The following is a 23,607-nucleotide window of genomic DNA, read 5'->3' as shown; positions in this document are numbered from 1 at the left end:
CGCATCTATACCGCTGTCCACTTTCGGCGGAATAACAACATGTTGTGGTGACAGATGAATAGTGGCTATCTGCGTTTTCCTGAATTTGATCCAGTAATTTTTTCCATTGGGCCGGTTTCTCTTCACTGGTACGGGTTGATGTACCTTGTTGGCTTTGTCTTTGCCATGTGGCTCGCAACCCGTCGTGCTGGCCGTCCTGGCAGTGGCTGGACGAAAAATGAAGTTGAAAATCTGCTCTACGCAGGCTTTCTTGGGGTGTTCCTGGGCGGGCGTATTGGCTACGTTCTGTTCTATAACTTCCCGATCTTCCTCAACGATCCGCTGTATTTATTCCGCGTCTGGGACGGCGGCATGTCTTTCCACGGCGGCTTGATCGGCGTTATCGTCGTGATGATCGTCTTTGCCAAACGCACCAAACGTAACTTTTTCCAGGTTGCAGATTTTATTGCCCCGCTGATTCCTTTTGGTCTGGGTGCCGGACGTCTGGGTAACTTTATCAACGGCGAACTGTGGGGCCGTGTCGATCCGAGCTTCCCGCTGGCAATGCTCTTCCCGGGGTCGCGCGCAGAAGATGCCGCATTACTGCCGTCTCATCCGCAGTGGCAATCCATTTTTGACACTTACGGCGTTCTGCCTCGTCATCCTTCCCAGTTGTATGAGCTGGTGCTGGAAGGCATCGTGTTATTCATTATCCTGAATCTCTATATCCGCAAACCTCGCCCGATGGGGGCTGTGTCTGGCCTGTTCCTGATTGGCTATGGCGCGTTTCGTATCATCGTTGAGTTCTTCCGCCAGCCGGATGCACAATTTACGGGGACGTGGGTGCAATACATCAGCATGGGGCAGATCCTCTCCATCCCGATGATTGTTGCGGGTATTATCATGATGGTTTGGGCGTATCGTCGTCGTGCGCCGCAACACGTTTCCTGAGGAACCATGAAACAGTATTTAGAACTGATGCAAAAGGTGCTCAATGAGGGCACCCCGAAAAACGACCGTACAGGGACGGGCACGCTCTCTATTTTTGGCCATCAGATGCGCTTTAATCTGCAGGACGGTTTTCCGCTGGTGACCACCAAGCGTTGCCATTTGCGCTCCATTATTCATGAGCTGCTGTGGTTCCTGCAGGGCGATACCAACATCGCTTACCTGAAAGAGAACAAGGTCTCTATCTGGGATGAATGGGCTGATGAGCAGGGTAACCTCGGGCCAGTTTATGGCAAACAGTGGCGCGCCTGGCCAACGCCGGATGGTCGTCATATTGACCAGATCTCGACCGTACTGAACCAGTTGAAAAACGATCCGGATTCACGCCGTATCATCGTGTCAGCCTGGAACGTGGGCGAACTGGATAAAATGGCTCTTGCGCCGTGCCACGCGTTTTTCCAGTTCTATGTCGCGGACGGCAAGCTCTCCTGCCAGCTCTACCAGCGCTCTTGCGATATCTTCCTTGGTCTGCCTTTTAATATCGCCAGCTACGCATTACTGGTGCATATGATGGCGCAACAGTGTGACCTGGAACCTGGAGATTTTGTCTGGACCGGTGGCGATACTCACCTGTACAGCAACCACCTGGAACAAACGCGCCTGCAACTGAGCCGCGAACCGCGTGCGCTGCCCACGCTCAAAATCAAGCGTAAACCCGCATCGCTGTTTGATTACTGCTTCGATGATTTTGAAATCGAAGGCTACGATCCGCACCCGGCGATTAAAGCCCCGGTCGCTATCTGACCGAACGCAGCATCGCATAACCGGCGCCACAGAGCGCCGGTTTTTTTATCCTCATTACGTATTCTTCGGCATATCTTCCAGACCGTTTGTAACCCGCTGCAAACCCGCCAGTTTGTTTCGTGACGTCTCGTAAAACGGGCGCTGGCCGCTCGCCATTATGACGATGCTGCGCCAGACTGCCGCCATGAAAAACGAACACGGATTTACTCTGATTGAGACGATGGTTGCGGTGGTGCTGATCGTTATTCTGAGCGGCATCGGGATTACCGGCTGGCGTACCTGGCAGGCCCAGCAGCGCTTATGGCAAACCGCGTTACAGGTACGGCATTTCCTGGAGATGCTGCGCGATGATGCCAACTGGCATAACCAGGAGCGGCTTATTCTGGCATCTCGTTCTGAGGATGTCTGGTGCCTGCATACCCAGGAGCTGCAAACAGGCTGCTCGATCGATTCCCCGTATCTTATTCGCCCTGTGTGGCCTGAGGTTAACCTCGTGGAAATTACACCTTCATTAGGTTTCTATGGCCTGCGTAATACGGCATGGGGAGGGCATATTCGGGTCGCAAGTGATGCGGGTGAGTGGCGGATCGTGGTGTCGGGCTGGGGGAGGATACGGATGTGTCAACGTGCGGCGGACGAATCATGTTAGACCGGCAACAGGGGTTTTCCTTGCTGGAGACCTTACTGGCGATGGCGATAGGGAGCGTTATTCTGCTGGCGGCGGCGCGCTTTCTTCCCGCGTTACAGTTTGCTGTGCTGCAACAGACTCGTCATCAGATGCTTGAAGATGAACTCTGGCAGCGCCTGTATACCGTTGCCAGGCACATTCAGCGTGCCGGATATTGCAACGGTGAATGTGTGGGGCAAGCGTTGACTATCGGGCGTAATGGGAGTTGCGTGGTGGTGCAATGGGATGCTAACAGCAACGGACGATGGGAAACATCGCCGGCCAGCGATGCCGACCAGACGGGGTTTCGTCTGCAAAACGGCGTGCTGGAAACCTTGCGCGGCGCAACATCCTGCGAGGGAAAGGGCTGGGATAAAATGACGGATCCCAATACGGTAGATATCACCCTGTTTACGGTAACCCGGCAGCAAATCACTGGCTTTGCGCCTGTCTTTACCATCAGTCTTGCAGGCCAAATCAAAGAGCAGAACACGCAACATATTTCGGCTGCCTTTAGCGTGAGTGGTTTTAACTTGTGAACCGTGAGCGCGGGATGTCTTCACTGGCACTGGTGCTGCTTATGCTCATACTCGGTAGCCTGATGCTTAATGGGTTAAACCAGCAATTGAAGACCCATATACGCCGGGTGAGCACGGAGAGCGAGCACCTTCGCCAGTATGCGCAGGTGCAGTCGGCGATGATGTGGGCGCAAAGGCACCCGTGGCTCAGGGAGCCCGCGTTGCAATGTCTGCAACACCCAACTGAACCCTGGCAGGCATGCCTGCGTGTGCTCACAGACCAGGCCGTGTTATTAACCGTGGGAAGTGGCAAACAGCGTTTATGGCGAGGCGGGCATGTTGAGCGTAACAATGTGGTGTTTTCCGCACACGGCTGGAGTGATTTTTGCCCAAGTAAGGAAACGGCGCTATGTCAGATTCCATAAGACAGCGCGGATTTAGCCTGCCCGAAGTGCTGCTGGCTATGGTTTTGCTGGTGATGGTGGTTACCGCGCTGGGAGGCTATCATCGGGCGCTTGCCTCCGGTTTTCACGCATGGAGCCAGTACCGACTTTTGTGGCGCCACGCCTGGCAGCAGGCGCAAATGTATCCGCCGCCGCTACCCGCAGGGTGGCAGGTACAGAAGGAGCAGACAAGCGACCAGGGATGTGTCAGCATCAGGGTTATTATCATTTCGCCAGTGGGCAGAAAAGGGCAAATGACGCGAACATTTTGCCCAAACAGCCAGTAGTCAGGAGCACGTATGCTAAGGGTTTATCACTCCAATCATTTGGATGTGCTGGAAGCATTGATGGAGTTTATCGTTGAACGCGACCACCTCAGCGATCCTTTTGAACCCGAAGTGGTGCTGGTTCAGAGCACGGGTATGGCGCAATGGCTGCAAATGACGCTGGCGCAGAAGTTTGGCATTGCCGCCAATATCGACTTTCCGCTCCCTGCCAGTTTTATCTGGGATATGTTTGTGCGTGTCCTGCCGGACATCCCAAAAGAGAGCACATTTAATAAACAGAGTATGAGCTGGAAACTGATGTCGCTGCTACCAGAGATGCTGGAGCAGGACGAATTTGTTATGTTGCGCCACTATCTGAGCGATGACGACGACAAGCGCAAGCTGTTTCAGCTTTCCTCCCGTATTGCGGATCTTTTCGATCAATACCTTGTCTATCGTTGGGAGTGGCTCACCCTCTGGGAAGCCGGGAAAAAAGTGGATGGCCTTGATGAGGCGCAAATCTGGCAGGCGCCGCTATGGCGTCGTCTGGTGGAGCATACAGCCGAGCTTGGACAGCCGCACTGGCACCGCGCCAATCTTTATCAGCGCTTTATCAATGTGCTTGAATCGGCTGAGCAGTGCCCGCCTGGGTTACCGTCGCGCGTATTTATATGTGGCATTTCAGCGCTGCCGCCAGTCTACCTACAGGCGTTACAGGCGCTGGGTAAGCATATTGATGTACACCTGCTCTTTACCAACCCTTGCCGCTACTACTGGGGTGATATTAAAGACCCGGCATTTTTAGCCAAACTGCTGACCCGCCAGCGCCGACATCATCGCGACGAGCGAACGCTGCCTCTTTTTCGTGATGCGAGCGCTGTACAAGGCTTGTTTAACAGCGATGGTGAGCAAAATTTACCGAACCCACTGCTTGCCTCGTGGGGCAAACTGGGGCGCGATTATGTGCACCTGCTTGCCGGGCTGGAGAATTACCAGGACCTGGATGCGTTTGTCGATGTTACGCCTGGGCACATTCTACAGAACCTGCAATACGACATGTTGGAACTGCAAAATAGCGCCGTCGCAGGAGTGAATGCCGAAGAGTATGAGCGCAGCGATAAAAAGCGCCTGCTTGAGCCCGACGACCGTAGTGTGACGGTGCATATCTGTCATAGCCCACAGCGGGAAGTGGAAGTATTACATGACAATCTGCTGGCGATGCTGGAGGCCGATCCGTCGCTAACGCCAAGAGACATTGTGGTGATGGTGGCTGATATCGACAGCTACAGTCCGTATATCCAGTCTGTTTTTGGTAGCGCTGTGGGTGAGCGTTACATTCCTTACGCCATTTCTGATCGCCGTGCACGTCAGGCGCATCCGGCGCTACAGGCATTTATTAGTTTGCTGTCATTACCCGATAGCCGCTTTGTTTCGGAAGACGTACTGGCGCTGCTGGATGTCCCCGTGCTGGCGGCGCGTTTCAATATTGATGAAGAGGGATTGCGTTACCTGCGCCAGTGGGTCAATGAGTCGGGCATTCGCTGGGGAATGGATGACGATAATGTCCGTGAACTGGAACTCCCGGCGACCGGACAACATACCTGGCAATTTGGTTTAACCCGCATGCTGCTGGGATACGCGATGGAAAGTCGTCAGGGGGAATGGCAATCCATTCTGCCTTATGATGAATCCAGCGGGCTGATTGCTGAGCTGGTCGGTCATCTCGCTTCCTTGCTCATGCAGCTTAATACCTGGCGGCAGGGACTGGCGCAGGCGCGTCCGCTTGAAGAGTGGCTGCCGGTCTGTCGGGAGATGCTCAATGACTTTTTCCTGCCCGATCAGGACACAGAAGCCGCGCTGGCGCTCATCGAACAGCAGTGGCAGGCGATAATTGCACAGGGTATTGATGCAGCGTACGGCGAAGATATCCCACTTTCCGTCTTACGCGACGAACTGGCGCAGCGTCTCGATCAGGAGCGCATCAGCCAGCGCTTTCTGGCCGGGCCGGTGAACATCTGTACCCTGATGCCAATGCGTTCTATCCCTTTTAAAGTGGTATGCCTGTTGGGTATGAATGACGGCGTCTATCCGCGAACCCTTGCACCGCTGGGGTTCGATCTGATGAGCCATCAATCCCAGCGCGGTGACCGTAGCCGTCGTGATGATGACCGCTACCTGTTCCTTGAGGCATTGATTTCCGCGCAGGAAAAACTCTACATCAGCTATATCGGTCGCTCGATTCAGGATAACAGCGAACGTTTTCCGTCTGTGCTCGTGCAGGAGTTACTTGATTATATTGGGCAAAGCCACTGCCTGCCGGGTGATGAAGCGCTAAATTGCGATGAGAGTGAAAAGCGCGTTAAAGAACATATTTGCTATCTGCATCCTCGTATGCCGTTTGATGCTGCCAATTTCCGCCCTGGCGAATGGCAAAGTTTTGCCAGCGACTGGTTGCCCGCGGCAAGCCAGCAGGGCGCGGCGCACCCTGAATTTATTCAGCAACTTTCCCCGCTTGCGCTGGAATCGCTCACGCTTGAGCAACTGTTGCGTTTCTGGGCACACCCGGTACGCGCCTTCTTCCAGATGCGACTGCGCGTCAATTTCCGTCCGGAAGAGAGCGATATCCCCGATGCCGAACCTTTTATTCTGGAAGGGTTAAGTCGCTACCAGCTCAACCAGGAACTGCTCAATGCGCTGGTGGACCAACAGGACGTTGAAAAGCTTTTTCGTCACTATCGTGCGGCAGGAGCATTGCCCTATGGCGCGTTTGGCGAGATTATCTGGGAAGCCCAGCAGCTTGAAATGCAGGAGCTGGCAGACCGGGTGATCGCGCAGCGCCAGCCCGGTCAAAGCATGGAGGTCGATCTGGAATGCGCAGGCGTGCATCTGAGCGGATGGCTGGCGCATGTACAGCCCGATGGCCTGTTACGCTGGCGACCATCGAAACTCAGCGTTACCCAAGGCTTGCAACTTTGGCTTGAGCATCTTGTCTACTGTGCTAGCGGCGGGGTTGGGGAGAGTCGTTTATTTGTCCGCAGTGGTGGCGAATGGCGTTTCCCTGCGATGAAGCCGGACGACGCATTGCAACATTTGGCGCTCATGATTGAAGGCTATCGCGAAGGGATGGCAAAACCATTGCTGCTGCTACCAGAAAGCGGTGGCGCATGGATAAAAGCCTGTTACGACGCAGCAATTGATGCCATGTTATCGGATGAGACAACGCTGCAAAAAGCGCAGAGTAAATTCTTGCAAGCGTATGAAGGCGGTTTGTTTTCAACCGGCGAAGGTGAAGATATCTGGTATCAGAGGCTGTGGAGAACCCTCACCCCTGAGCATTACCTGCAGATAACGACACTTTCGCAGCGTTACCTGTTACCGCTGTATCGATTTAATCAGTCCAAATGACTGTATAAAAATTGCGCAAATAAGAGCCATCCTTTATTATGCGCGACGGGTCACGGACTGATATACCAAGAGTTCGGCATGCTGCCGACGCACGTTTTGCCCCGAACGTTTCAGCAAGGCTGGAAAGCGAGGGGATTGTTAATGATGAGGTTCGTGAATGCCCCGCAGCACCTGGTTAAAAGCTTTCGTTGTGTTCTTTGCCCTCTGGGCGTCGTACAGTCAGGCAGATAATGGTTGGCAGCCGATACAGGAAACTATCCGTAAGAGCGATAAAGATACCCGCCAGTATCAGGCGATTCGTCTCGACAACGGCATGGTAGTACTGCTGGTTTCCGATTCCCAGGCGGTAAAATCCCTTTCTGCACTTGTCGTCCCGGTAGGTTCCCTTGAAGACCCTGCCGCGCATCCCGGCCTTGCCCATTATCTTGAGCATATGTCTCTGATGGGCTCGAAAAAATACCCGCAGCCGGATAGCCTCTCCGAATTTCTGAAAATGCACGGTGGTAGCCATAACGCCAGCACCGCGCCCTATCGCACCGCGTTTTATCTGGAAGTGGAAAACAACGCGCTGGAAGGGGCCGTTGACCGACTGGCTGATGCGATTGCCGCGCCGTTGCTTGAGAAAAAATATGCCGATCGCGAGCGTAACGCTGTCAATGCAGAGTTGACCATGGCGCGTACCCGTGACGGGATGCGTATGGCGCAGGTGAGCGCGGAGACCATCAACCCGGCGCACCCTGGCGCGCGCTTCTCTGGTGGTAACCTCGAAACGCTGAGTGATAAGCCCGGTAGTCCGGTGCACGAAGCGCTGCTCGCGTTTCACGAAAAATACTATTCTGCCAATCTGATGAAAGCGGTGATTTACAGTAATCGCCCTTTGCCTGAGCTGGCGAAAATTGCGGTTGATACCTTTGGCCGGGTGCCGAATAAAAACATTGAACGTCCAGCTATCGATGTTCCGGTAGTTACCGATGCGCAAAAAGGCATCATTATTCACTATGTTCCGGCGGTGCCGCGCAAGGTGCTGCGCGTTGAATTTCGCATTGATAACAACACCGCGCAATTTCGTAGCAAAACGGATGAGCTGATCACCTATCTTATCGGTAACCGTAGCCCGGGAACGCTTTCTGACTGGCTGCAAAAACAGGGGCTGGCAGAAGGTATCCGGGCAGATTCTGACCCGGTCGTGAACGGAAATAGCGGTGTGCTGGCTATCTCTGCGACCCTGACGGATAAAGGCCAGGCCAACCGTGATAAGGTGGTGGCGGCTATTTTTAGCTATCTCACTATGCTGCGCGAGAAGGGCGTGGATAAACGCTATTTTGACGAACTGGCGCACATTCTGGATCTCGATTTTCGCTACCCGTCGATTACGCGTGATATGGGATACGTGGAATGGCTGGCGGACACTATGATCCGCGTGCCGGTGGCGCATACGCTGGATTCGGTAAATATTGCCGACCAGTACGACGCCAAAGCCGTGCAGGCACGTCTGGATGAAATGACGCCGCAAAATGCCCGTATCTGGTATATCAGCCCTACTGAGCCACATGACAAAACAGCATATTTTGTCGATGCGCCGTATCAGGTGAATAAAATCACCCCACAACTGTTTGCACAGTGGCAGCAGCAGTCGGCCGAAATTACGCTGAAAACTCCCGAACTTAATCCGTATATTCCGGATGACTTTACGCTGATCAAACCGGCGAAAGAGTACACTAATCCGGAGCTGATCGTTGACGAGCCAAACCTGCGGGTGGTCTACATGCCGAGCCGCTATTTCGCGAACGAACCGAAAGCGGATGTGAGCGTGGTGCTGCGTAATCCAAAAGCGATGGATAGCGCGAAAAACCAGGTAATGTTCGCCCTGAACGACTATCTGGCGGGGATCGCGCTGGACCAGTTAAGTAATCAGGCGGCGGCAGGCGGCATCAGTTTCTCGACCAATGCCAATAATGGTCTGATGCTCAACGCCAACGGGTATACCCAGCGTTTGCCACAGTTGTTCCAGGCGTTGCTGGCGGGATATTTCAGCTATACGCCGACCGCAGAGCAACTTGAACAGGCGAAATCCTGGTATGCGCAAATGATGGACTCCGCGGATAAAGGCAAAGCATTTGATCAGGCTATCATGCCCGTCCAGATGCTCTCTCAGGTGCCATACTTCCAGCGAGAAGACCGTCGTGCGCTGCTGCCGTCAATCACACTGGATGACATTCTTGCTTATCGTGATGCACTGAAAACCAATGCGCGTCCTGAATTTCTGGTGGTGGGGAACCTTACCGACCAGCAGGCTAAAGACCTGGCGCACGGCGTTCAGGAGCAATTGAGCGCGAAAGGCAGCGAATGGTGTCGCAACAAAGAGGTACTGATCGACAAACCGCAGTCAGTGATATTCGAAAAAGCAGGCAACAGCACCGATTCCGCGTTGGCCGCCGTGTTTGTTCCGTCAGGGTTCGATGAGTACACCAGCTCGGCTTATAGCGCAATGCTCGGGCAGATCATCCAGCCGTGGTTTTATAACCAGTTGCGTACCGAAGAGCAGCTTGGTTATGCGGTGTTCGCCTTCCCAATGAGCATTGGCCGTCAGTGGGGAATGGGTTTCTTATTACAGAGTAACAGCAAGCAGCCTGCCTGGTTGTGGGAGCGTTATAAGGCCTTCTTCCCCACTGCGGAAGCGAAGCTGCGTGCCATGAAGCCGGAAGAATTTGCGCAAATCCAACAAGGGGTTATCGCGCAAATCCAGCAGGCGCCGCAGACTCTGGGCGAAGAAGCCTCAAAACTCAGTAAAGATTTTGATCGGGGCAATATGCGCTTCGATTCACGTGATAAAGTAGTGGCTCAGATAAAACTGCTGACGCCGCAGAAACTTGCCGATTTCTTCCATCAGGCGGTGGTTGAGCCGCAGGGCATGGCGGTATTGTCACAGATTTCCGGAAGCCAAAGTGGGAAAGCGGAGTACGCGCAGCCCGAAGGGTGGAAAGTCTGGGACAGCGTCAGCGCGTTGCAGCAATCTTTACCCCTGATGAGCGAGAAAAATGAGTGAAACCGCTGAGACCCTTGATCCACTCCGCTTGCCGCTAACCGGCGAGCGCCTGATTGAAGCCTCTGCGGGCACCGGTAAGACTTTCACCATCGCCGCACTTTACCTGCGGCTGCTACTTGGTTTAGGCGGCAATGCCGCCTTTCCACGCCCTTTAAACGTCGAAGAGCTGTTGGTGGTGACCTTTACCGAGGCCGCCACCGAAGAACTTCGCGGTCGCATTCGCAGCAATATCCATGAACTTCGCATCGCCTGTTTGCGCGAAACAACGGACAACCCGTTATATGCCAGCCTGTTGCGCGAGATCACCGATAAACAACAGGCCGCGCAGTGGCTGATGCTCGCTGAACGGCAGATGGATGAAGCAGCCGTCTTTACTATCCACGGCTTTTGCCAGCGCATGCTTAGTCTCAATGCCTTTGAATCCGGCATGCTGTTTGAACAGCAACTGATCGAAGACGAGTCACTGCTGCGCTACCAGGCCTGCGCAGACTTCTGGCGCCGCCACTGTTACCCCTTGCCGCGTGACCTGGCACAGGTGGTTCACGAGTCGTGGAAAGGCCCGCATGATTTGCTCAAAGCCATCGACCGCTATTTGCAGGGTGAAGCGCCGCAAATCAAAGCCGCACCGCCAGCGGATGAAACGCTGGAGAGTCGCCATCAGAAAATCATTGAGCAGATCGATGGCGTTAAGCGGCAGTGGGTTGCCTCCGTGGACGAACTGGGGCCGCTAATTGAAAGCTCCGGGATCATGCGGCAAAAATTCAATCGTACCAACCAGGCCCGCTGGATCGAGAAGATCAGCGCCTGGGCCAATGAGACGACCTGTAGTTATCAGTTACCGGAAGCGCTGGAAAAGTTTGCGCAATCGTTCCTGCGTGAGCGGACCAAAGAGGGCGGTGTGGTACCGGAACATGCGGTTTTCGAGGCGATTGAAACCTTACTGAATGCACCGCTGACGCTCAACGATTTGATGCTAACCAGCGCGATGCGCGAAATCCGTGAAGCGGTGGCCAGAGAAAAGCGTCGCCGTGGCGAACTCGGTTTTGACGACATGTTGAGTCGGCTGGACAGCGCCTTGCAAAGCGCGAGTGGCGAGGCGCTGGCAACGGCGATCCGTACCCGTTTCCCGGTCGCCATGATTGATGAATTTCAGGATACCGACCCCCAGCAGTATCGTATTTTCCGTCGTATCTGGCACCACCAGCCGGAAAGCGGGCTACTTCTGATAGGCGATCCGAAACAGGCTATTTACGCGTTTCGCGGGGCCGATATTTTTACCTACATGAAAGCGCGCGATGAAGTAAACGCCCGCTATACGCTTGATACCAACTGGCGTTCCGCGCCGGGAATGGTGGAGAGTGTTAATCAGCTTTTCAGCCAGACCGACAACGCCTTTATGTTTCGGCAAATTCCTTTCCAGCCAGTGAAATCAGCGGCGAAGAACCACTCGCTGCGGTTTACGATAAAAGGAGAAAAACAGCCAGCAATGGCGATGTGGCTGATGGAAAGCGAGGGTGTCGGCGTCGGGGATTATCAAACCTTTATGGCTGAACTCTGCGCGACGCAAATCCGCGACTGGCTGATAGCCGGGCAGAAGGGGGAGGCGTTGCTGCATGAGGGAAAAACGACTCGTCCTGTAAAAGCTTCTGATATTACCGTGCTGATTCGTAGCCGCCATGAGGCGTCACTGATTCGCGATGCGTTGGGTCTTCTTAATATTCCCTCGGTTTATCTTTCTAACCGTGACAGCGTGTTTGATACCCCGGAGGCGCAGGAGCTGCTCTGGCTATTACAGGCGGTGCTGGCGCCGGAACGTGAAAACACGTTACGTAGCGCGCTGGCGACCTCCATGCTCGGTTTGAGTGCGCTGGATATCGAAACGCTTAACCAGGACGAAGCCGCCTGGGATGCGATAGTAGAAGAGTTTGCTGGCTGGCGGGACATGTGGCTTAAGCGCGGCGTTATGCCAATGCTGCGTGCATTGATGAGTGCGCGCCATGTGGCGGAAAACCTGCTGGCGACGCCGGGTGGCGAACGCCGTCTGACGGACATTTTGCACCTGAGTGAATTACTGCAGGAAGCAGGCACACAGGTAGAGAGCGAACATGCGCTGGTGCGTTGGCTGGCACAGCATATCGCCGAACCGGATGCGAATTCGTCGAGTGAACAGTTGCGTCTGGAAAGCGACAAACATCTGGTGAAAATCGTCACCATCCATAAATCGAAAGGGCTGGAATACCCGCTGGTCTGGCTGCCTTTTATCGCCAATTTCCGCGTTCAGGATCAGGCGTTTTACCATGACCGCACGTCGTTTGCGCCAGTGCTGGACCTCAGCAAAGCCGAGGAGAGCATAGAACTGGCGGAGACGGAACGCCTGGCGGAAGATCTGCGTCTGCTGTATGTGGCGCTGACGCGCTCGGTCTGGCATTGCAGTCTGGGAATTGCCCCTATTTCTCGTCGTCGCGGCGAGAAAACGGGTGACAGCGATTTCCATCTCAACGCATTGGGGCGGCTTATTCAGCAGGGACAACCTCGCGATGCGCAGGGGCTTCGGGCCTGCGTCGAGGCGCTGTGTAACGATAATATCGCCCTTTGTATGCCCGATGTACCGGACAACGTTCGCTGGCAGGCGCCGCAAGACGTGGTGCAGGCGTTAACAGCCCGCCAGATGACGCGAACCATACGTGATGACTGGCGCGTGACCAGTTATTCCGGGCTGCAACAGCGTGCGCATGGCATTGCGCAGGATTTATTGCCGCGTCTGGACCTTGATGCCGCCGGGGAGCGAGATCTGCTGGCTGAGCCAATGCTGACGCCGCATCAGTTCCCACGTGGCGCCTCGCCGGGGACGTTCTTACACAGCCTGTTTGAAGATCTGGATTTCACCCAGCCGATTGCCCCAGCCTGGGTGGCAGAGAAACTCCAGCGCGGCGGTTTTGAAGAGCACTGGCAGCCGGTTATTAGCGAATGGATCGACACGATCCTTCACGTTCCTCTGGCCGATACGGGGGCGTCGTTGCATCAGTTAACGGCAAAGGAAAAGCAGGTAGAGATGGAGTTCTATATCCCGATTGCCCAAAATCTGCGCGCCGGGACGCTCGATGCGCTGATACGCCAGTACGATCCGTTGTCTGCCGGCTGTCCGCCGCTGGATTTTCGCGAGGTGCGCGGCATGCTAAAAGGGTTTATTGACCTGGTATTCCGCCACGAAGGGCGTTACTACCTGTTGGATTATAAATCGAACTGGCTGGGAGAATCCGCCGAGGCCTATACCCGTGAGGCAATGGCTGCCGCCATGCAATCTCACCGTTACGATTTGCAGTATCAGCTTTATACACTTGCCCTTCATCGTTACCTGCGCCACCGCATCGCCGGGTACGATTATGAGCGCCACTTTGGTGGCGTTATTTACCTCTTCCTGCGTGGCGTCGAGGCCGATAATTCGCAGCAGGGGATCTTTACCACCCGGCCTGACGCGGCACTGATAAGCCAGATGGATGCCCTGTTTGCCGGGGAAACTCTGGAGGTGGCGCAATGAGACTGCGTACGTTACTGCAACACGCTGTAGAGCTAAAAATCTTGCGTCCGCTGGATGTGCAATTTGCCCTGGCCGTGGCCAGCGATGATGAACCGGCGGTAATGCTGGCAGCGGCAATGCTGAGCTTTGATGCCGGAGAAGGGCATGTCTGCTTGCCCCTTTCCCGTTTAGCGCCGGAAAACCTGCCCGCCAGAGCGCATCCGCTGCTGGCCTCTCTTTATGAAGAAGCCGGTTATCCGGCGGACTGGCGAAAAACGTTACTGGCCTCGCCTGCGGTGAGTGAGGGTGAGGTGGCAACGCCGATGATCCTCGTTGGTGAGCGACTGTATCTGAACCGTATGTGGTGCAACGAATGCAGTATTGCCGACTTTTTTGCCAGGGTTAATCAACCGTTGGAGGTAGATGAAAACCGTCTGCGGCAGGCGCTGGACGACCTGTTTCAGCCTTCGGATGACATTAACTGGCAGAAGGTGGCAGCGGCGGTTGCGCTTACCCGCCGCGTATCGGTGATCTCGGGCGGCCCTGGCACCGGGAAAACCACGACGGTGGCGAAACTGCTTGCCGCGCTGGTGCAAATGGCTGATGGCGCACGCTGTCGCATTTGTCTTGCCGCACCAACCGGAAAAGCAGCCGCTCGCCTGACGGAATCTTTGGGAGCGGCGCTTCGCCAGTTGCCGTTGACTGACAAACAAAAGGCGACGCTGCCTGATGAAGCCAGTACCCTGCATCGTCTTCTGGGTGCGCTGCCCGGTAGCCAACGGCTGCGTTATCACGCTGGCAATCCACTACATCTGGATGTGCTGGTGGTGGATGAAGCTTCGATGATTGACCTGCCGATGATGTCGCGGCTGATTGATGCACTGCCGCAACATGCTCGGGTGATATTCCTCGGAGACCGAGACCAGTTGGCGTCCGTAGAGGCCGGTGCGGTACTCGGAGACATTTGCGCCTGGGTCAATAAAGGGTTTACGCCAGAGCGTGCCGCGCAGCTCTCGCGGATAACAGGAACAACCGTACCCGCAGGAGAAGGCACTTCGGCCAGTGCGCTACGTGACAGCCTGTGCCTGCTGCAAAAAAGTTACCGCTTCGGCAGCGATTCGGGTATCGGGCAACTGGCGGCGGCGGTTAACCGTGGTGATAAAACGGCGGCAAGCGCAGTGCTGAGCCAGGGCTTTAGCGATATCGAAAACAAGCACCTGCAAAGCGCAGAAGACTATCAGAGCATGATTGATGATGCGCTGGCAGGCTATGGTCATTTTCTTGGGCTGGTACGCGATGGCGCGCAGCCGCAAGAGGTCCTCGCCGCTTTTGGCGAATATCAACTGCTGTGCGCATTGCGTGAAGGGCCATTTGGCGTGAGTGGGCTGAACGATCGTATTGAGCAGGCGCTGGTCCGGCAGCGACGGATTACCCGCCCGGCGCATGCGCGCTGGTATCACGGCAGGCCGGTCATGATCACGCGTAATGACGCCTCGCTGGGGTTGTTTAACGGCGATATTGGGATTGCGCTCGATCAGGGGCAGGGCATTCGTGTCTGGTTCCCGTTACCTGACGGTAGTCTGAAATCGGTGCAGCCCAGTCGTTTACCGGAACATGATACCGCCTGGGCGATGACGGTGCATAAATCGCAGGGCTCGGAGTTTGATCATGCGGCACTGATTTTGCCAGGCCAGATTGTGCCGGTGGTAACAAGAGAGTTGGTTTATACCGCGATTACCCGTGCGAAAAAACGCCTGTCGCTGTATGCCGATGAACGCATACTGGCGCAGGCCATTGCCACGCGTACCGAACGGCGAAGCGGGCTGAACGCCATTTTTGAAACGCTGTAGAACATCGCCCTCACCCGGCGGTGAGGGCGATGGTGCAACTTAGCCCAAATCTGCCATCAGCACTTTTGAACGCCGCTGATAGTTGTACATCTCTTTTTTACTTTCCGGCAGGGAATCGATGTCCACCGGGGTAAAGCCACGTTCCTGGAACCAGTGGATGCTGCGGGTGGTGAGGACAAAGAGTTTGCTCAGACCCATCTGTCTTGCCTGGGCCGCAATGCGCTCAAGCAACACCTCGCCGCGCGATGAACTGCGATAGTCCGGATGTACCGCTACGCAGGCCATTTCGCCGATTTTTTCTTCCTGGAACGGATAGAGCGCCGCACAGGCGATGGTCAGATTATCGCGCTGAATGATGGTGAATTTATCGATCTCCATCTCCAGTTGTTCGCGCGAACGACGCACCAGAATACCTTGCTGCTCCAGTGGACGAATCAGCTCAAGAATGCCGCCGATATCGTTAATGGTGGCACGACGGATCTGTTCCGCGCTCTCCATCACAATCTGCGTACCGATACCGTCGCGAGAGAATAGCTCCTGCAATAAGGCGCCATCTTCCTGATAACTGATCAGGTGGCTGCGGCGAACGCCACTGCGACAGGCTTTCATCGCGCCACGCAGGAAACGTACTGTTCCGGAGTGGTAATCGCCTTGCTCTTCCAGCGATTCGACCCGCGACTGGGCTTCGTTCGGGAACATCTCGGAGACAATCTGCCCATCTTCGTTGTAGACGCCCTGCGATGAACAAAAGCCAATCATCTTTTCTGCTTTCAGTTTGATGGCCAGTTGTGTCGCAATCTCTTCCGAGGTGAGGTTAAAGCTTTCGCCAGTGACGGACACCGCAACAGGGCCGAGCAGCACGATAGCGCCGCTGTCTAACTGACGGTGGATGGCTTCTTCATCGATACGACGGATACGTCCGCTATGGCAATAGTCAACGCCATCGTCCACGCCCAGCGGTTGGGCGATGATGAAGTTGCCGCTCACCACGTTAATGTGCGCGCCCTGCAATGGCGTATTGTTCAGACTCATGGAGAGGCGAGCGGTAATATCCAGTTGCAGCAGACCGGCGGCCTGTTTCACCAGTTCAAGCGTTTTGGCGTCTGTCACACGGGTATGTTTGTGATACACCGGTTCGTGATTATGCGCAGCAAGATTGGCATCAATCTGCGGACGTGCGCCATACACCACCACCAGGCGAATGCCGAGGCTGTGGAGTAAGCCTATGTCGCTGACAATGCTGGAAAAGTTTTCATGTTCAATGGCTTCGCCACCCAACATGATGACAAACGTTTTTCCCCGATGGGTATTAATATAGGGAACAGAATGGCGAAATCCCTGTACCAGTTCGGTTCTGCGTTCCTTTACCACGGCCAACCCTCACTGCATGATTATTCGTAAATTGTGTATTTTTATTCTTTTATGGCGCTGGGTGCAAGCCATAAATTCGCCTTAGACAAAGAATAATTCCTGCGTGCCATTGCATGGATTGTGTATGTTTACCCTTTTATAGATGACAGTTTATGCGTCATTCGTTAAAGTTTTCGGTCAAATCTGACGTTTACTTAGTATTTCATCTTTTTTGCTCGGGAGAAGCATGTCGGGAAGTCAATCAAGGCTGAGCCGCCGCCGATTGTTACAAGGGGCGGGCGCTATGTGGTTATTGAGCGTGAGTCAGGTCGGTCTTGCCGCCGTCAGTCAGGTGGTGGCGGTGCGCGTCTGGCCTGCGTCAACCTATACTCGCGTGACCGTTGAGTCTAACCGTGTGCTGAAATATCGCCAGTTTGCGCTCAGCAATCCGGATCGGCTGGTTGTTGATATTGAAGACGTTAACCTGAACTCCGTTTTGAAAGGGATGGGGAGTCAAATTCGCGGCGATGATCCTTTTATCAAATCTGCGCGCGTTGGGCAGTTTGATCCAAAAACGGTGCGTATGGTGTTTGAGCTTAAGCAGGATATTAAACCGCAGCTCTTCGCCCTTGCGCCGGTGGCAGGGTTTAAAGAACGTCTGGTAATGGATCTTTATCCGGCGAATGCGAAAGATGTTCAGGATCCGCTGCTCGCGCTTCTGGAAGAGTACAACCAGGGCGACCTGGAAAAACAGGTGCCGCCTGCGCAAAGCGGGCCACAACCGGGCAAAGCGGGGCGGGATCGGCCGATCGTTATTATGCTGGATCCTGGCCATGGCGGTGAGGATCCGGGCGCTATCGGGAAATACCGGACCCGCGAAAAAGATGTGGTGCTGCAAATTGCCCGTCGCCTGCGCGCGCTGATTGAGCAGGAAGGCAATATGAAAGCCTACATGACACGCAATGAAGATGTGTTTATCCCCTTGAAAGTGCGTGTTGCCAAAGCGCAAAAGCAGCGCGCCGACCTGTTTGTTTCCATTCATGCGGACGCCTTTAGCAGCCGCCAGCCTAGCGGTTCGTCGGTCTTTGCCCTCTCAACCAAAGGGGCGACCAGTACGGCGGCGAAATACCTTGCGGAAACGCAGAATGCCTCCGACTTAATCGGTGGGGTTAGCAAGAGCGGCGATCGTTATCTCGACCATACGATGTTCGATATGGTGCAGTCATTAACCATTAATGACAGCCTGAAATTTGGCAAAGCGGTGCTCAACAAGCTGGGTAATGTTAACAACCTGCATAAAAACAGTGTCGAGCAGGCCGGGTTCGCGGTACTGAAAGCACCGGATATTCCGTCGATTCTGGTCGAAACGGCGTTTATCAGTAACGTGGAAGAAGAGCGTAAGCTTAAGACGGCGAAATTCCAGCAAGAGGTGGCGGAGTCGATTCTTGCAGGGATTAAGGCGTATTTTGCCGATGGCGCAACGCTGGCAAGAAGAGGTTAGTGTTTTAGTCAGGATTTTATTCGAGGCGGCAACGGAATGAATCCCCGGGAGCGTACAAAGGTACGTGACTGGGGTGAATGAGGGCAGCCAACAATGGCACAGCGTGAAGGGTGAAATCAGGATTTTTATTCGAAACATTCAGGTTGTGCCGAGGCGGCAACGGAATGAATCCCCGGGAGCGTACAAAGGTACGTGACTGGGGTGAATGAGGGCAGCCAACATTGGCACAGCGTGAAGGGTGAAGAATAAAAACAAAAAAACACCCTTGAGGGTGCTTATGAAATTGGTTGCGGGGGCCGGATTTGAACCGACGACCTTCGGGTTATGAGCCCGACGAGCTACCAGGCTGCTCCACCCCGCGTCCGTCTTTACTCTTCATTGAGTAAACTTGCATCAGATTGTAATTGGTTGCGGGGGCCGGATTTGAACCGACGACCTTCGGGTTATGAGCCCGACGAGCTACCAGGCTGCTCCACCCCGCGTCCGCGTTTACTCTTCCATCGAGTAAATTTACTTCTGATTTTAATTGGTTGCGGGGGCCGGATTTGAACCGACGACCTTCGGGTTATGAGCCCGACGAGCTACCAGGCTGCTCCACCCCGCGTCCGTGGATGCGCACTATACTCCGCTAACATTTTGATGCAACCCTTTTTTAACGGAATAGCTTATTAGCGCGACATTTGTATAAAAACAGTACGATAAGGGTGTTTTTTGTACTGCATTTGCGGCAGGTTGCGCAATCGCATTTCATTCGCAGGGGCGGTTTGTTATCTTCATCACGCTCCGGATTAACCAGAAGATGAGAGAAATGAAAGGACGTTGGGCAAAATATCTACTCGCAGGCGCAATGGCAGCACTTCTCGCCGCCTGTACTTCAAAGCCGACCGATCGCGGTCAACAATATAAGGACGGGAAATTCTCCCAGCCTTTCTCTCTGGTAAACCAGCCTGATGCGACTGGCGCGCCGATTAACGCGGGCGACTTTGCCGAGCAGGTAAATCAAATCCGCAGCGCTTCTCCGCGCCTCTATTCAGGACAGAGCAACGTTTATAACGCGGTACAGCAGTGGCTGCGTGCCGGAGGCGATACGCGCATGATGCGTCAGTACGGTATTGATGCCTGGCAGATGGAAGGGGCGGATAATTACGGTAACGTCCAGTTCACCGGTTATTACACGCCGGTTGTGCAGGCGCGCCATACCCGCCAGGGCGAGTTCCAGTATCCAATTTATCGCATGCCGTCCAAACGCGGTCGTCTGCCTTCCCGCGCAGAGATTTACGCGGGCGCATTGAGCGACAGCTACGTGCTGGCCTATAGCAACTCGCTGATGGATAACTTCATTATGGACGTTCAGGGGAGCGGCTATATTGATTTTGGCGACGGTAGCCCGCTGAACTTCTTTAGTTATGCTGGCAAAAATGGTCATCCCTACCGCAGTATCGGTAAGGTGCTGATCGACCGGGGCGAGTATAAAAAAGAAGACATGTCGATGCAGGCAATCCGCCACTGGGGGGAAACCCACAGTGAAGCGGAAGTGCGTGCCTTACTGGAAGAAAACCCGTCATTTGTCTTCTTTAAACCGCAATCCTACGCACCGGTGAAAGGGGCGAGTGCGGTACCGCTGATTGGCCGCGCATCCGTTGCGTCTGACCGCAGTATTATCCCGGCGGGCACCACGCTGTTGGCAGAAGTGCCGCTGCTTGATGCGAATGGCAAATTTACCGGTCAGTATGAGTTACGGCTGATGGTGGCGCTGGATGTTGGCGGCGCCATTAAAGGCCAGCACTTCGATATCTATCAGGGGATTGGCCCGGATGCCGGTCACCGTGCCGGATGGTACAACCATTATGGTCGCGTGTGGGTGCTGAAAACCGCGCCGGGGACGGGTAACGTCTTTAGCGGCTGAGTGTGATACGCTAAAATTGGTTTTTAAAAAATAATGGATTTATGGAGTGGCGTCGCCCCGAATGGCGGCGCAAGTGCCTGACCCGGTCTACGGTCTTGTAGCCCCGGTAAGCGAAACGCCACCGGGGAGTTCCCCTAACTTCATCGCTCCAGGGTTGTCAGCAATATCATGGGTGAGGGATAAACCTCACCCTTTTTACATCTGAGGTCTTATGTCTGTGGTAATCAGCGATGCCTGGCGTCAGCGTTTTGGCGGCACGGCGCGTTTATACGGTGAAAAAGCGCTACAACTGTTTGCCGATTCGCATATCTGCGTCGTTGGCATCGGCGGAGTCGGTTCATGGGTTGCCGAAGCGCTGGCGCGCACAGGAATTGGCGCTATTACATTGATCGATATGGATGATGTCTGCGTGACCAATACCAACCGGCAGATTCACGCCCTGCGTGACAACGTTGGTCTGGCAAAAGCGGAAGTGATGGCGCAGCGTATTTCGCTGATTAACCCGGAGTGTCGCGTCACAGTGATTGACGATTTCGTGACGGCCGATAACGTCGCCCAGTACATGGCGGCCGATTACAGCTACGTGATTGACGCCATCGACAGCGTGCGCCCGAAAGCGGCGCTGATCGCCTGGTGCCGCCGCAATAAAATCCCGTTGGTGACCACAGGCGGTGCAGGCGGACAGATCGATCCGACGCAAATCCAGGTGGCCGATCTGGCAAAAACCATTCAGGATCCGCTGGCGGCAAAACTGCGTGAGCGCCTCAAAAGCGATTTTGGCGTGGTCAAAAACAGCAAAGGCAAACTGGGCGTGGATTGTGTTTTTTCCACCGAAGCGCTGGTTTACCCGCAGGCAGATGGCTCAGTGTGCGCGATGAAAAGCACGGCAGAAGGGCCAAAACGGATGGATTGTGCGTCAGGTTTTGGCGCCGCGACCATGGTGACCGCCACCTTTGGTTTTGTGGCGGTGTCCCATGCACTGAAAAAAATGATGGCAAAAGCGGATCGTCAGGCAAGCGCCTGACGTGCGGCATCCTGCACGGCGGCCGCCAGGGCCGCCAGCCCCTGATTACGTGAAGCACTTAGCTCCGCGCGCAATCCCAGTTCGTCAAAGAGTGCCAGCGGATCGCCTGCCAGCAAGACCTGTGGCAATTTGCCTTCGATGGCCGTCAGCAGCACGGCCAGCATACCGCGAACGATTCGCCCCTCGCTGTCGCCAAAAAAGTGCAGCGCGCCGTTTTCTGCGGCTGTACACCCCAGCCAGACACGGTTTTCACAGCCTGCGATTTCTCGCGCCTGCGCTTTCAGTTCGTCGGAAAGCGAGGGTAACTGTTTGCCCAGCAAAATTAGCTGACGGTATTTATCTTCCCACTGTTTAAGAGGAAGAAAGGTCTGGCGTAGCGTCTCTTCGGTAATGGAATGGCCAAAGGGATGCCCGGCAAATGCGGCATTAATCATCAATCCACCAGTAAATCTAAGGCGCGGTCAACGGCGTCAACCAGCGCGTCCACATCATGTTGGGTATTATAGGGTGCAAAAGAGGCGCGAAGCGTCCCTTTTACCCCAAGCGCCGCCAGCAGCGGTTGTGCGCAATGTTGCCCGGCCCGCAGGGCAATGCCATAACCCGCCAACAGAGTGACCATATCGCTGTGGTGTACACCTTCAAAATCGAAGGCCAGCAGGCTGGAATCCTGGCAGCGGAAAGAGCGAAAGCCCGCCCGTTTTGCGAGCGCGTCTTCGGCAAGCGTCGCCAGGCCACGGCTGTAGCTTTCCGCCTGGGCGATATCAACACCGTTAAGCCACTCCAGCGCCGCGCCGAGGCCAATCACCCCGGCCACGTTTGGCGTACCGGCCTCAAGTTTGTACGGCACAGGCTGCGTCTGAAAACCGTCAAATGTCACTTCGGTAATCATTTTGCCGCCGCCTAACCACGGTGACATGGCATCCAGCAGATGCGATTTACCGTACAGCGCGCCGATGCCCGTTGGGCCATACAGCTTATGGCCGGAAAAGGCATAAAAGTCGATGTCCAGACGCTGAACGTCAGCCGGGAAATGCACGACCCCCTGTGCGCCATCCACCACCACGACCATGCCAGCCTCATGCGCAATAGCGATAGCCTGCTCCAGGTTCGGACACCCGCCGGTGACGTTCGACATCTGCCCCAGAGCGAGAATGCGGCTTCGTGGAGTAATGAGCTGTGGTAATTGACTGATATCCGGCAGGTTATCCACTCCCAGCGGCAGCTTAATCACGCGTGCGCCGGTCTGTTCTGCGACCATTAGCCACGGTACCAGGTTGGCATGGTGCTCGGCTTCGCTGACGATGATTTCATCCCCGGCATTCAGGCGAGGGCGTGCGTAGCTTTGCGCCACCATATTGATGGCTTCGGTGGTGCCACGCGTCCAGACGATGTTCTTACCCGACGGAGCATTAAGCAGCGTCGCCACCTGATCGCGGGCAGACTCGTAACGCGCTGTCAGTTTTTGCGCTTCGGCAAACTGGCTGCGGTGAACGTTACCGGCGCTCAGGCTATAAAATTGCTGCGTTGCATCGATGACCGCCTGCGGTTTTAACGCTGTGGCGGCGCTGTCCAGATAAATACCGGCATCGGCGAGCGCGGGAAACTGGGCGCGAAACTGCGCCGGGTTGAAAGCGTTCATGGTATTCCTCGTATCAATCTGTTGATCGTCGCGCAAATTCATCCCCGGAGCAAGGAGGTTGATAACCATCGGAATTGTCTGTTTGTCCAGGCAACCTTCTGTAAGCAGGTTATGCTAATTACTGTTAGATGGATGTTTAAGCCTGTCAGTTATTGAGGTTTATTTAGCATTAATTGCTATGAGGAGAAAGAAGATGAAAAAGACTGCTGCAATTATTTCTGCCTGTTTGTTTACTTTTGCACTGAGCGCCTGTTCCGGTCCTAACTACGCCTTACATACCAATGACGGGCGTACGATTGTCTCCGACGGGAAACCGAAAACTGACGATCAAACCGGTATGATTTCGTATAAAGATGCCAACGGCAATGAACAGCAAATCAACCGTAGCGATGTGAAAGAGATGGTTGCGCTGGAGAAGAAATAACGCCGTTTTTCGGGCAAAAAAAAGCACCGCAATCTTGCGGTGCTACATTAATCACTATGGACAGACAGGGTAAATGTACAGGAAGTGAAAAAGGGTAGTCTCGCTACCGTGGCCTGAATTTCAGACCAATTGCAAACACAACAACACAACATCACAACCGTAAGCCAAAAGCCCTTCAGAACACGCATTCCAAAAAAAGCTTCTCGTTCCGGCTCAGGAAGTGCCGCCACTATAGGTATTTGCTGGTAGAAGCTCAACGGACAAATTATAATGGCTCAGATAAAAAAAACTAATAGGTTACGCATTGTTTCCTGTTTGTT

General features: G+C 54.6%; 17 protein-coding genes and 3 tRNA genes. 14 read left to right on the top strand and 6 right to left on the bottom strand.

Translation table 11 applies throughout. From position 1 onward, the window contains the following. Window positions 1–54 precede the first annotated feature (54 nt). From lgt to recD, 10 genes are all read left to right on the top strand, one after another. Entirely contained in the window at window positions 55–930 is an 876-nt protein-coding gene (lgt, locus tag ABIB59_RS12265) for a prolipoprotein diacylglyceryl transferase (RefSeq protein ID WP_039077108.1), read from the top strand. Window positions 931–936: 6 nt separating this feature from the next. Then, complete coding sequence (thyA, locus tag ABIB59_RS12260; RefSeq protein ID WP_071193780.1) at window positions 937–1,731, top strand: thymidylate synthase; 795 nt, start codon at window positions 937–939, stop codon at window positions 1,729–1,731. 184 nt (window positions 1,732–1,915) lie between these two features. Further along, window positions 1,916–2,380, top strand: a complete 465-nt coding sequence (locus ABIB59_RS12255; protein ID WP_071193791.1) for a prepilin peptidase-dependent protein — start codon at window positions 1,916–1,918, stop codon at window positions 2,378–2,380. After that, window positions 2,374–2,937 carry a prepilin peptidase-dependent protein gene (locus ABIB59_RS12250; protein ID WP_071193781.1) on the top strand — a complete coding sequence of 188 codons (564 nt, stop codon included), beginning with the start codon at window positions 2,374–2,376 and terminating at the stop codon, window positions 2,935–2,937. Before ABIB59_RS12255 ends, ABIB59_RS12250 begins: the two co-directional genes overlap by 7 nt. Further along, complete coding sequence (locus ABIB59_RS12245; RefSeq protein WP_071193782.1) at window positions 2,934–3,341, top strand: DUF2509 family protein; 408 nt, start codon at window positions 2,934–2,936, stop codon at window positions 3,339–3,341. Before ABIB59_RS12250 ends, ABIB59_RS12245 begins: the two co-directional genes overlap by 4 nt. Then, window positions 3,326–3,646 (top strand): prepilin-type N-terminal cleavage/methylation domain-containing protein, encoded by a 321-nt coding sequence (locus tag ABIB59_RS12240; RefSeq protein ID WP_039077104.1) that lies wholly within the window; start codon window positions 3,326–3,328, stop codon window positions 3,644–3,646. The genes ABIB59_RS12245 and ABIB59_RS12240 overlap by 16 nt, the downstream gene beginning before the upstream one ends. 12 nt (window positions 3,647–3,658) lie before the next feature. Further along, entirely contained in the window at window positions 3,659–7,030 is a 3,372-nt protein-coding gene (gene recC, locus ABIB59_RS12235; RefSeq protein ID WP_354035616.1) for an exodeoxyribonuclease V subunit gamma, read from the top strand. 157 nt (window positions 7,031–7,187) lie between these two features. After that, a complete protein-coding gene (gene ptrA, locus ABIB59_RS12230) occupies window positions 7,188–10,076 on the top strand; it encodes a pitrilysin (RefSeq protein ID WP_354035614.1) in 2,889 nt (962 codons plus the stop codon). Continuing rightward, entirely contained in the window at window positions 10,069–13,614 is a 3,546-nt protein-coding gene (gene recB / locus ABIB59_RS12225; RefSeq protein WP_354035612.1) for an exodeoxyribonuclease V subunit beta, read from the top strand. Before ptrA ends, recB begins: the two co-directional genes overlap by 8 nt. Then, window positions 13,611–15,443: an exodeoxyribonuclease V subunit alpha gene (gene recD / locus ABIB59_RS12220; protein WP_107223953.1), complete on the top strand. Its 1,833-nt coding sequence runs from the start codon at window positions 13,611–13,613 to the stop codon at window positions 15,441–15,443. The genes recB and recD overlap by 4 nt, the downstream gene beginning before the upstream one ends. Before the next feature lie 39 nt (window positions 15,444–15,482). Here recD and argA read toward each other — a convergent pair whose 3' ends face one another. After that, window positions 15,483–16,814 carry an amino-acid N-acetyltransferase gene (gene argA, locus ABIB59_RS12215; protein WP_039077099.1) on the bottom strand — a complete coding sequence of 444 codons (1,332 nt, stop codon included), beginning with the start codon at window positions 16,812–16,814 and terminating at the stop codon, window positions 15,483–15,485. Between the two features lie 226 nt (window positions 16,815–17,040). On the opposite strand from argA, the gene amiC reads away from it, so the two are divergent. Further along, window positions 17,041–18,294 (top strand): N-acetylmuramoyl-L-alanine amidase AmiC, encoded by a 1,254-nt coding sequence (gene amiC, locus ABIB59_RS12210; protein WP_072039691.1) that lies wholly within the window; start codon window positions 17,041–17,043, stop codon window positions 18,292–18,294. A 284-nt stretch (window positions 18,295–18,578) separates the two neighbouring features. Here amiC and ABIB59_RS12205 read toward each other — a convergent pair. The 3 genes from ABIB59_RS12205 to ABIB59_RS12195 form a co-directional block, all read right to left on the bottom strand. Beyond that, window positions 18,579–18,655 (bottom strand) — tRNA-Met (locus tag ABIB59_RS12205). 44 nt (window positions 18,656–18,699) lie between these two features. Beyond that, window positions 18,700–18,776 (bottom strand) — tRNA-Met (locus tag ABIB59_RS12200). A 45-nt stretch (window positions 18,777–18,821) separates the two neighbouring features. Beyond that, window positions 18,822–18,898: transfer RNA gene (locus ABIB59_RS12195), tRNA-Met, on the bottom strand. A gap of 204 nt (window positions 18,899–19,102) precedes the next feature. Here ABIB59_RS12195 and mltA point away from each other — a divergent pair. Next, window positions 19,103–20,200: a murein transglycosylase A gene (gene mltA / locus ABIB59_RS12190; RefSeq protein WP_271851734.1), complete on the top strand. Its 1,098-nt coding sequence runs from the start codon at window positions 19,103–19,105 to the stop codon at window positions 20,198–20,200. Window positions 20,201–20,411: 211 nt separating this feature from the next. After that, window positions 20,412–21,224 carry a tRNA cyclic N6-threonylcarbamoyladenosine(37) synthase TcdA gene (gene tcdA, locus ABIB59_RS12185; protein WP_354035609.1) on the top strand — a complete coding sequence of 271 codons (813 nt, stop codon included), beginning with the start codon at window positions 20,412–20,414 and terminating at the stop codon, window positions 21,222–21,224. Here tcdA and csdE read toward each other — a convergent pair. Together csdE and csdA are read right to left on the bottom strand one after the other, a co-directional pair. Then, the gene (gene csdE, locus ABIB59_RS12180) at window positions 21,209–21,658 is read right to left on the bottom strand and encodes a cysteine desulfurase sulfur acceptor subunit CsdE (RefSeq protein WP_039077094.1); all 450 of its coding nucleotides are present in this window, start codon (window positions 21,656–21,658) and stop codon (window positions 21,209–21,211) included. The two genes, tcdA and csdE, sit on opposite strands and share 16 nt — an antisense overlap. Then, complete coding sequence (gene csdA, locus ABIB59_RS12175; protein WP_354035904.1) at window positions 21,658–22,863, bottom strand: cysteine desulfurase CsdA; 1,206 nt, start codon at window positions 22,861–22,863, stop codon at window positions 21,658–21,660. Before csdA ends, csdE begins: the two co-directional genes overlap by 1 nt. Before the next feature lie 193 nt (window positions 22,864–23,056). Between csdA and ABIB59_RS12170 the strand changes: the two genes are divergently transcribed. Next, the gene (locus ABIB59_RS12170; RefSeq protein WP_039077092.1) at window positions 23,057–23,287 is read left to right on the top strand and encodes a YgdI/YgdR family lipoprotein; all 231 of its coding nucleotides are present in this window, start codon (window positions 23,057–23,059) and stop codon (window positions 23,285–23,287) included. Window positions 23,288–23,607: the final 320 nt, after the last annotated feature.

The organism is Citrobacter sp. UYEF32 (genome assembly GCF_040546205.1).
GTDB lineage: Bacteria > Pseudomonadota > Gammaproteobacteria > Enterobacterales > Enterobacteriaceae > Phytobacter > Phytobacter diazotrophicus.
This window is presented reverse-complemented; position numbering and strand designations above follow the sequence as displayed.

Coding starts and splice junctions, on each gene's coding strand:
- amiC (WP_072039691.1), top strand. CDS start 17,041: ATGTCGGGAAGTCAATCAAGGCTGAGCCGCCGCCGATTGTTACAAGGG.
- ABIB59_RS12170 (WP_039077092.1), top strand. CDS start 23,057: ATGAAAAAGACTGCTGCAATTATTTCTGCCTGTTTGTTTACTTTTGCA.
- thyA (WP_071193780.1), top strand. CDS start 937: ATGAAACAGTATTTAGAACTGATGCAAAAGGTGCTCAATGAGGGCACC.
- ABIB59_RS12250 (WP_071193781.1), top strand. CDS start 2,374: ATGTTAGACCGGCAACAGGGGTTTTCCTTGCTGGAGACCTTACTGGCG.
- mltA (WP_271851734.1), top strand. CDS start 19,103: ATGAAAGGACGTTGGGCAAAATATCTACTCGCAGGCGCAATGGCAGCA.
- recC (WP_354035616.1), top strand. CDS start 3,659: ATGCTAAGGGTTTATCACTCCAATCATTTGGATGTGCTGGAAGCATTG.
- ABIB59_RS12240 (WP_039077104.1), top strand. CDS start 3,326: ATGTCAGATTCCATAAGACAGCGCGGATTTAGCCTGCCCGAAGTGCTG.
- csdE (WP_039077094.1), bottom strand. CDS start 21,658: ATGATTAATGCCGCATTTGCCGGGCATCCCTTTGGCCATTCCATTACC.
- ABIB59_RS12255 (WP_071193791.1), top strand. CDS start 1,916: ATGAAAAACGAACACGGATTTACTCTGATTGAGACGATGGTTGCGGTG.
- tcdA (WP_354035609.1), top strand. CDS start 20,412: ATGTCTGTGGTAATCAGCGATGCCTGGCGTCAGCGTTTTGGCGGCACG.
- recD (WP_107223953.1), top strand. CDS start 13,611: ATGAGACTGCGTACGTTACTGCAACACGCTGTAGAGCTAAAAATCTTG.
- csdA (WP_354035904.1), bottom strand. CDS start 22,863: ATGAACGCTTTCAACCCGGCGCAGTTTCGCGCCCAGTTTCCCGCGCTC.
- recB (WP_354035612.1), top strand. CDS start 10,069: ATGAGTGAAACCGCTGAGACCCTTGATCCACTCCGCTTGCCGCTAACC.
- lgt (WP_039077108.1), top strand. CDS start 55: ATGAATAGTGGCTATCTGCGTTTTCCTGAATTTGATCCAGTAATTTTT.
- ptrA (WP_354035614.1), top strand. CDS start 7,188: ATGCCCCGCAGCACCTGGTTAAAAGCTTTCGTTGTGTTCTTTGCCCTC.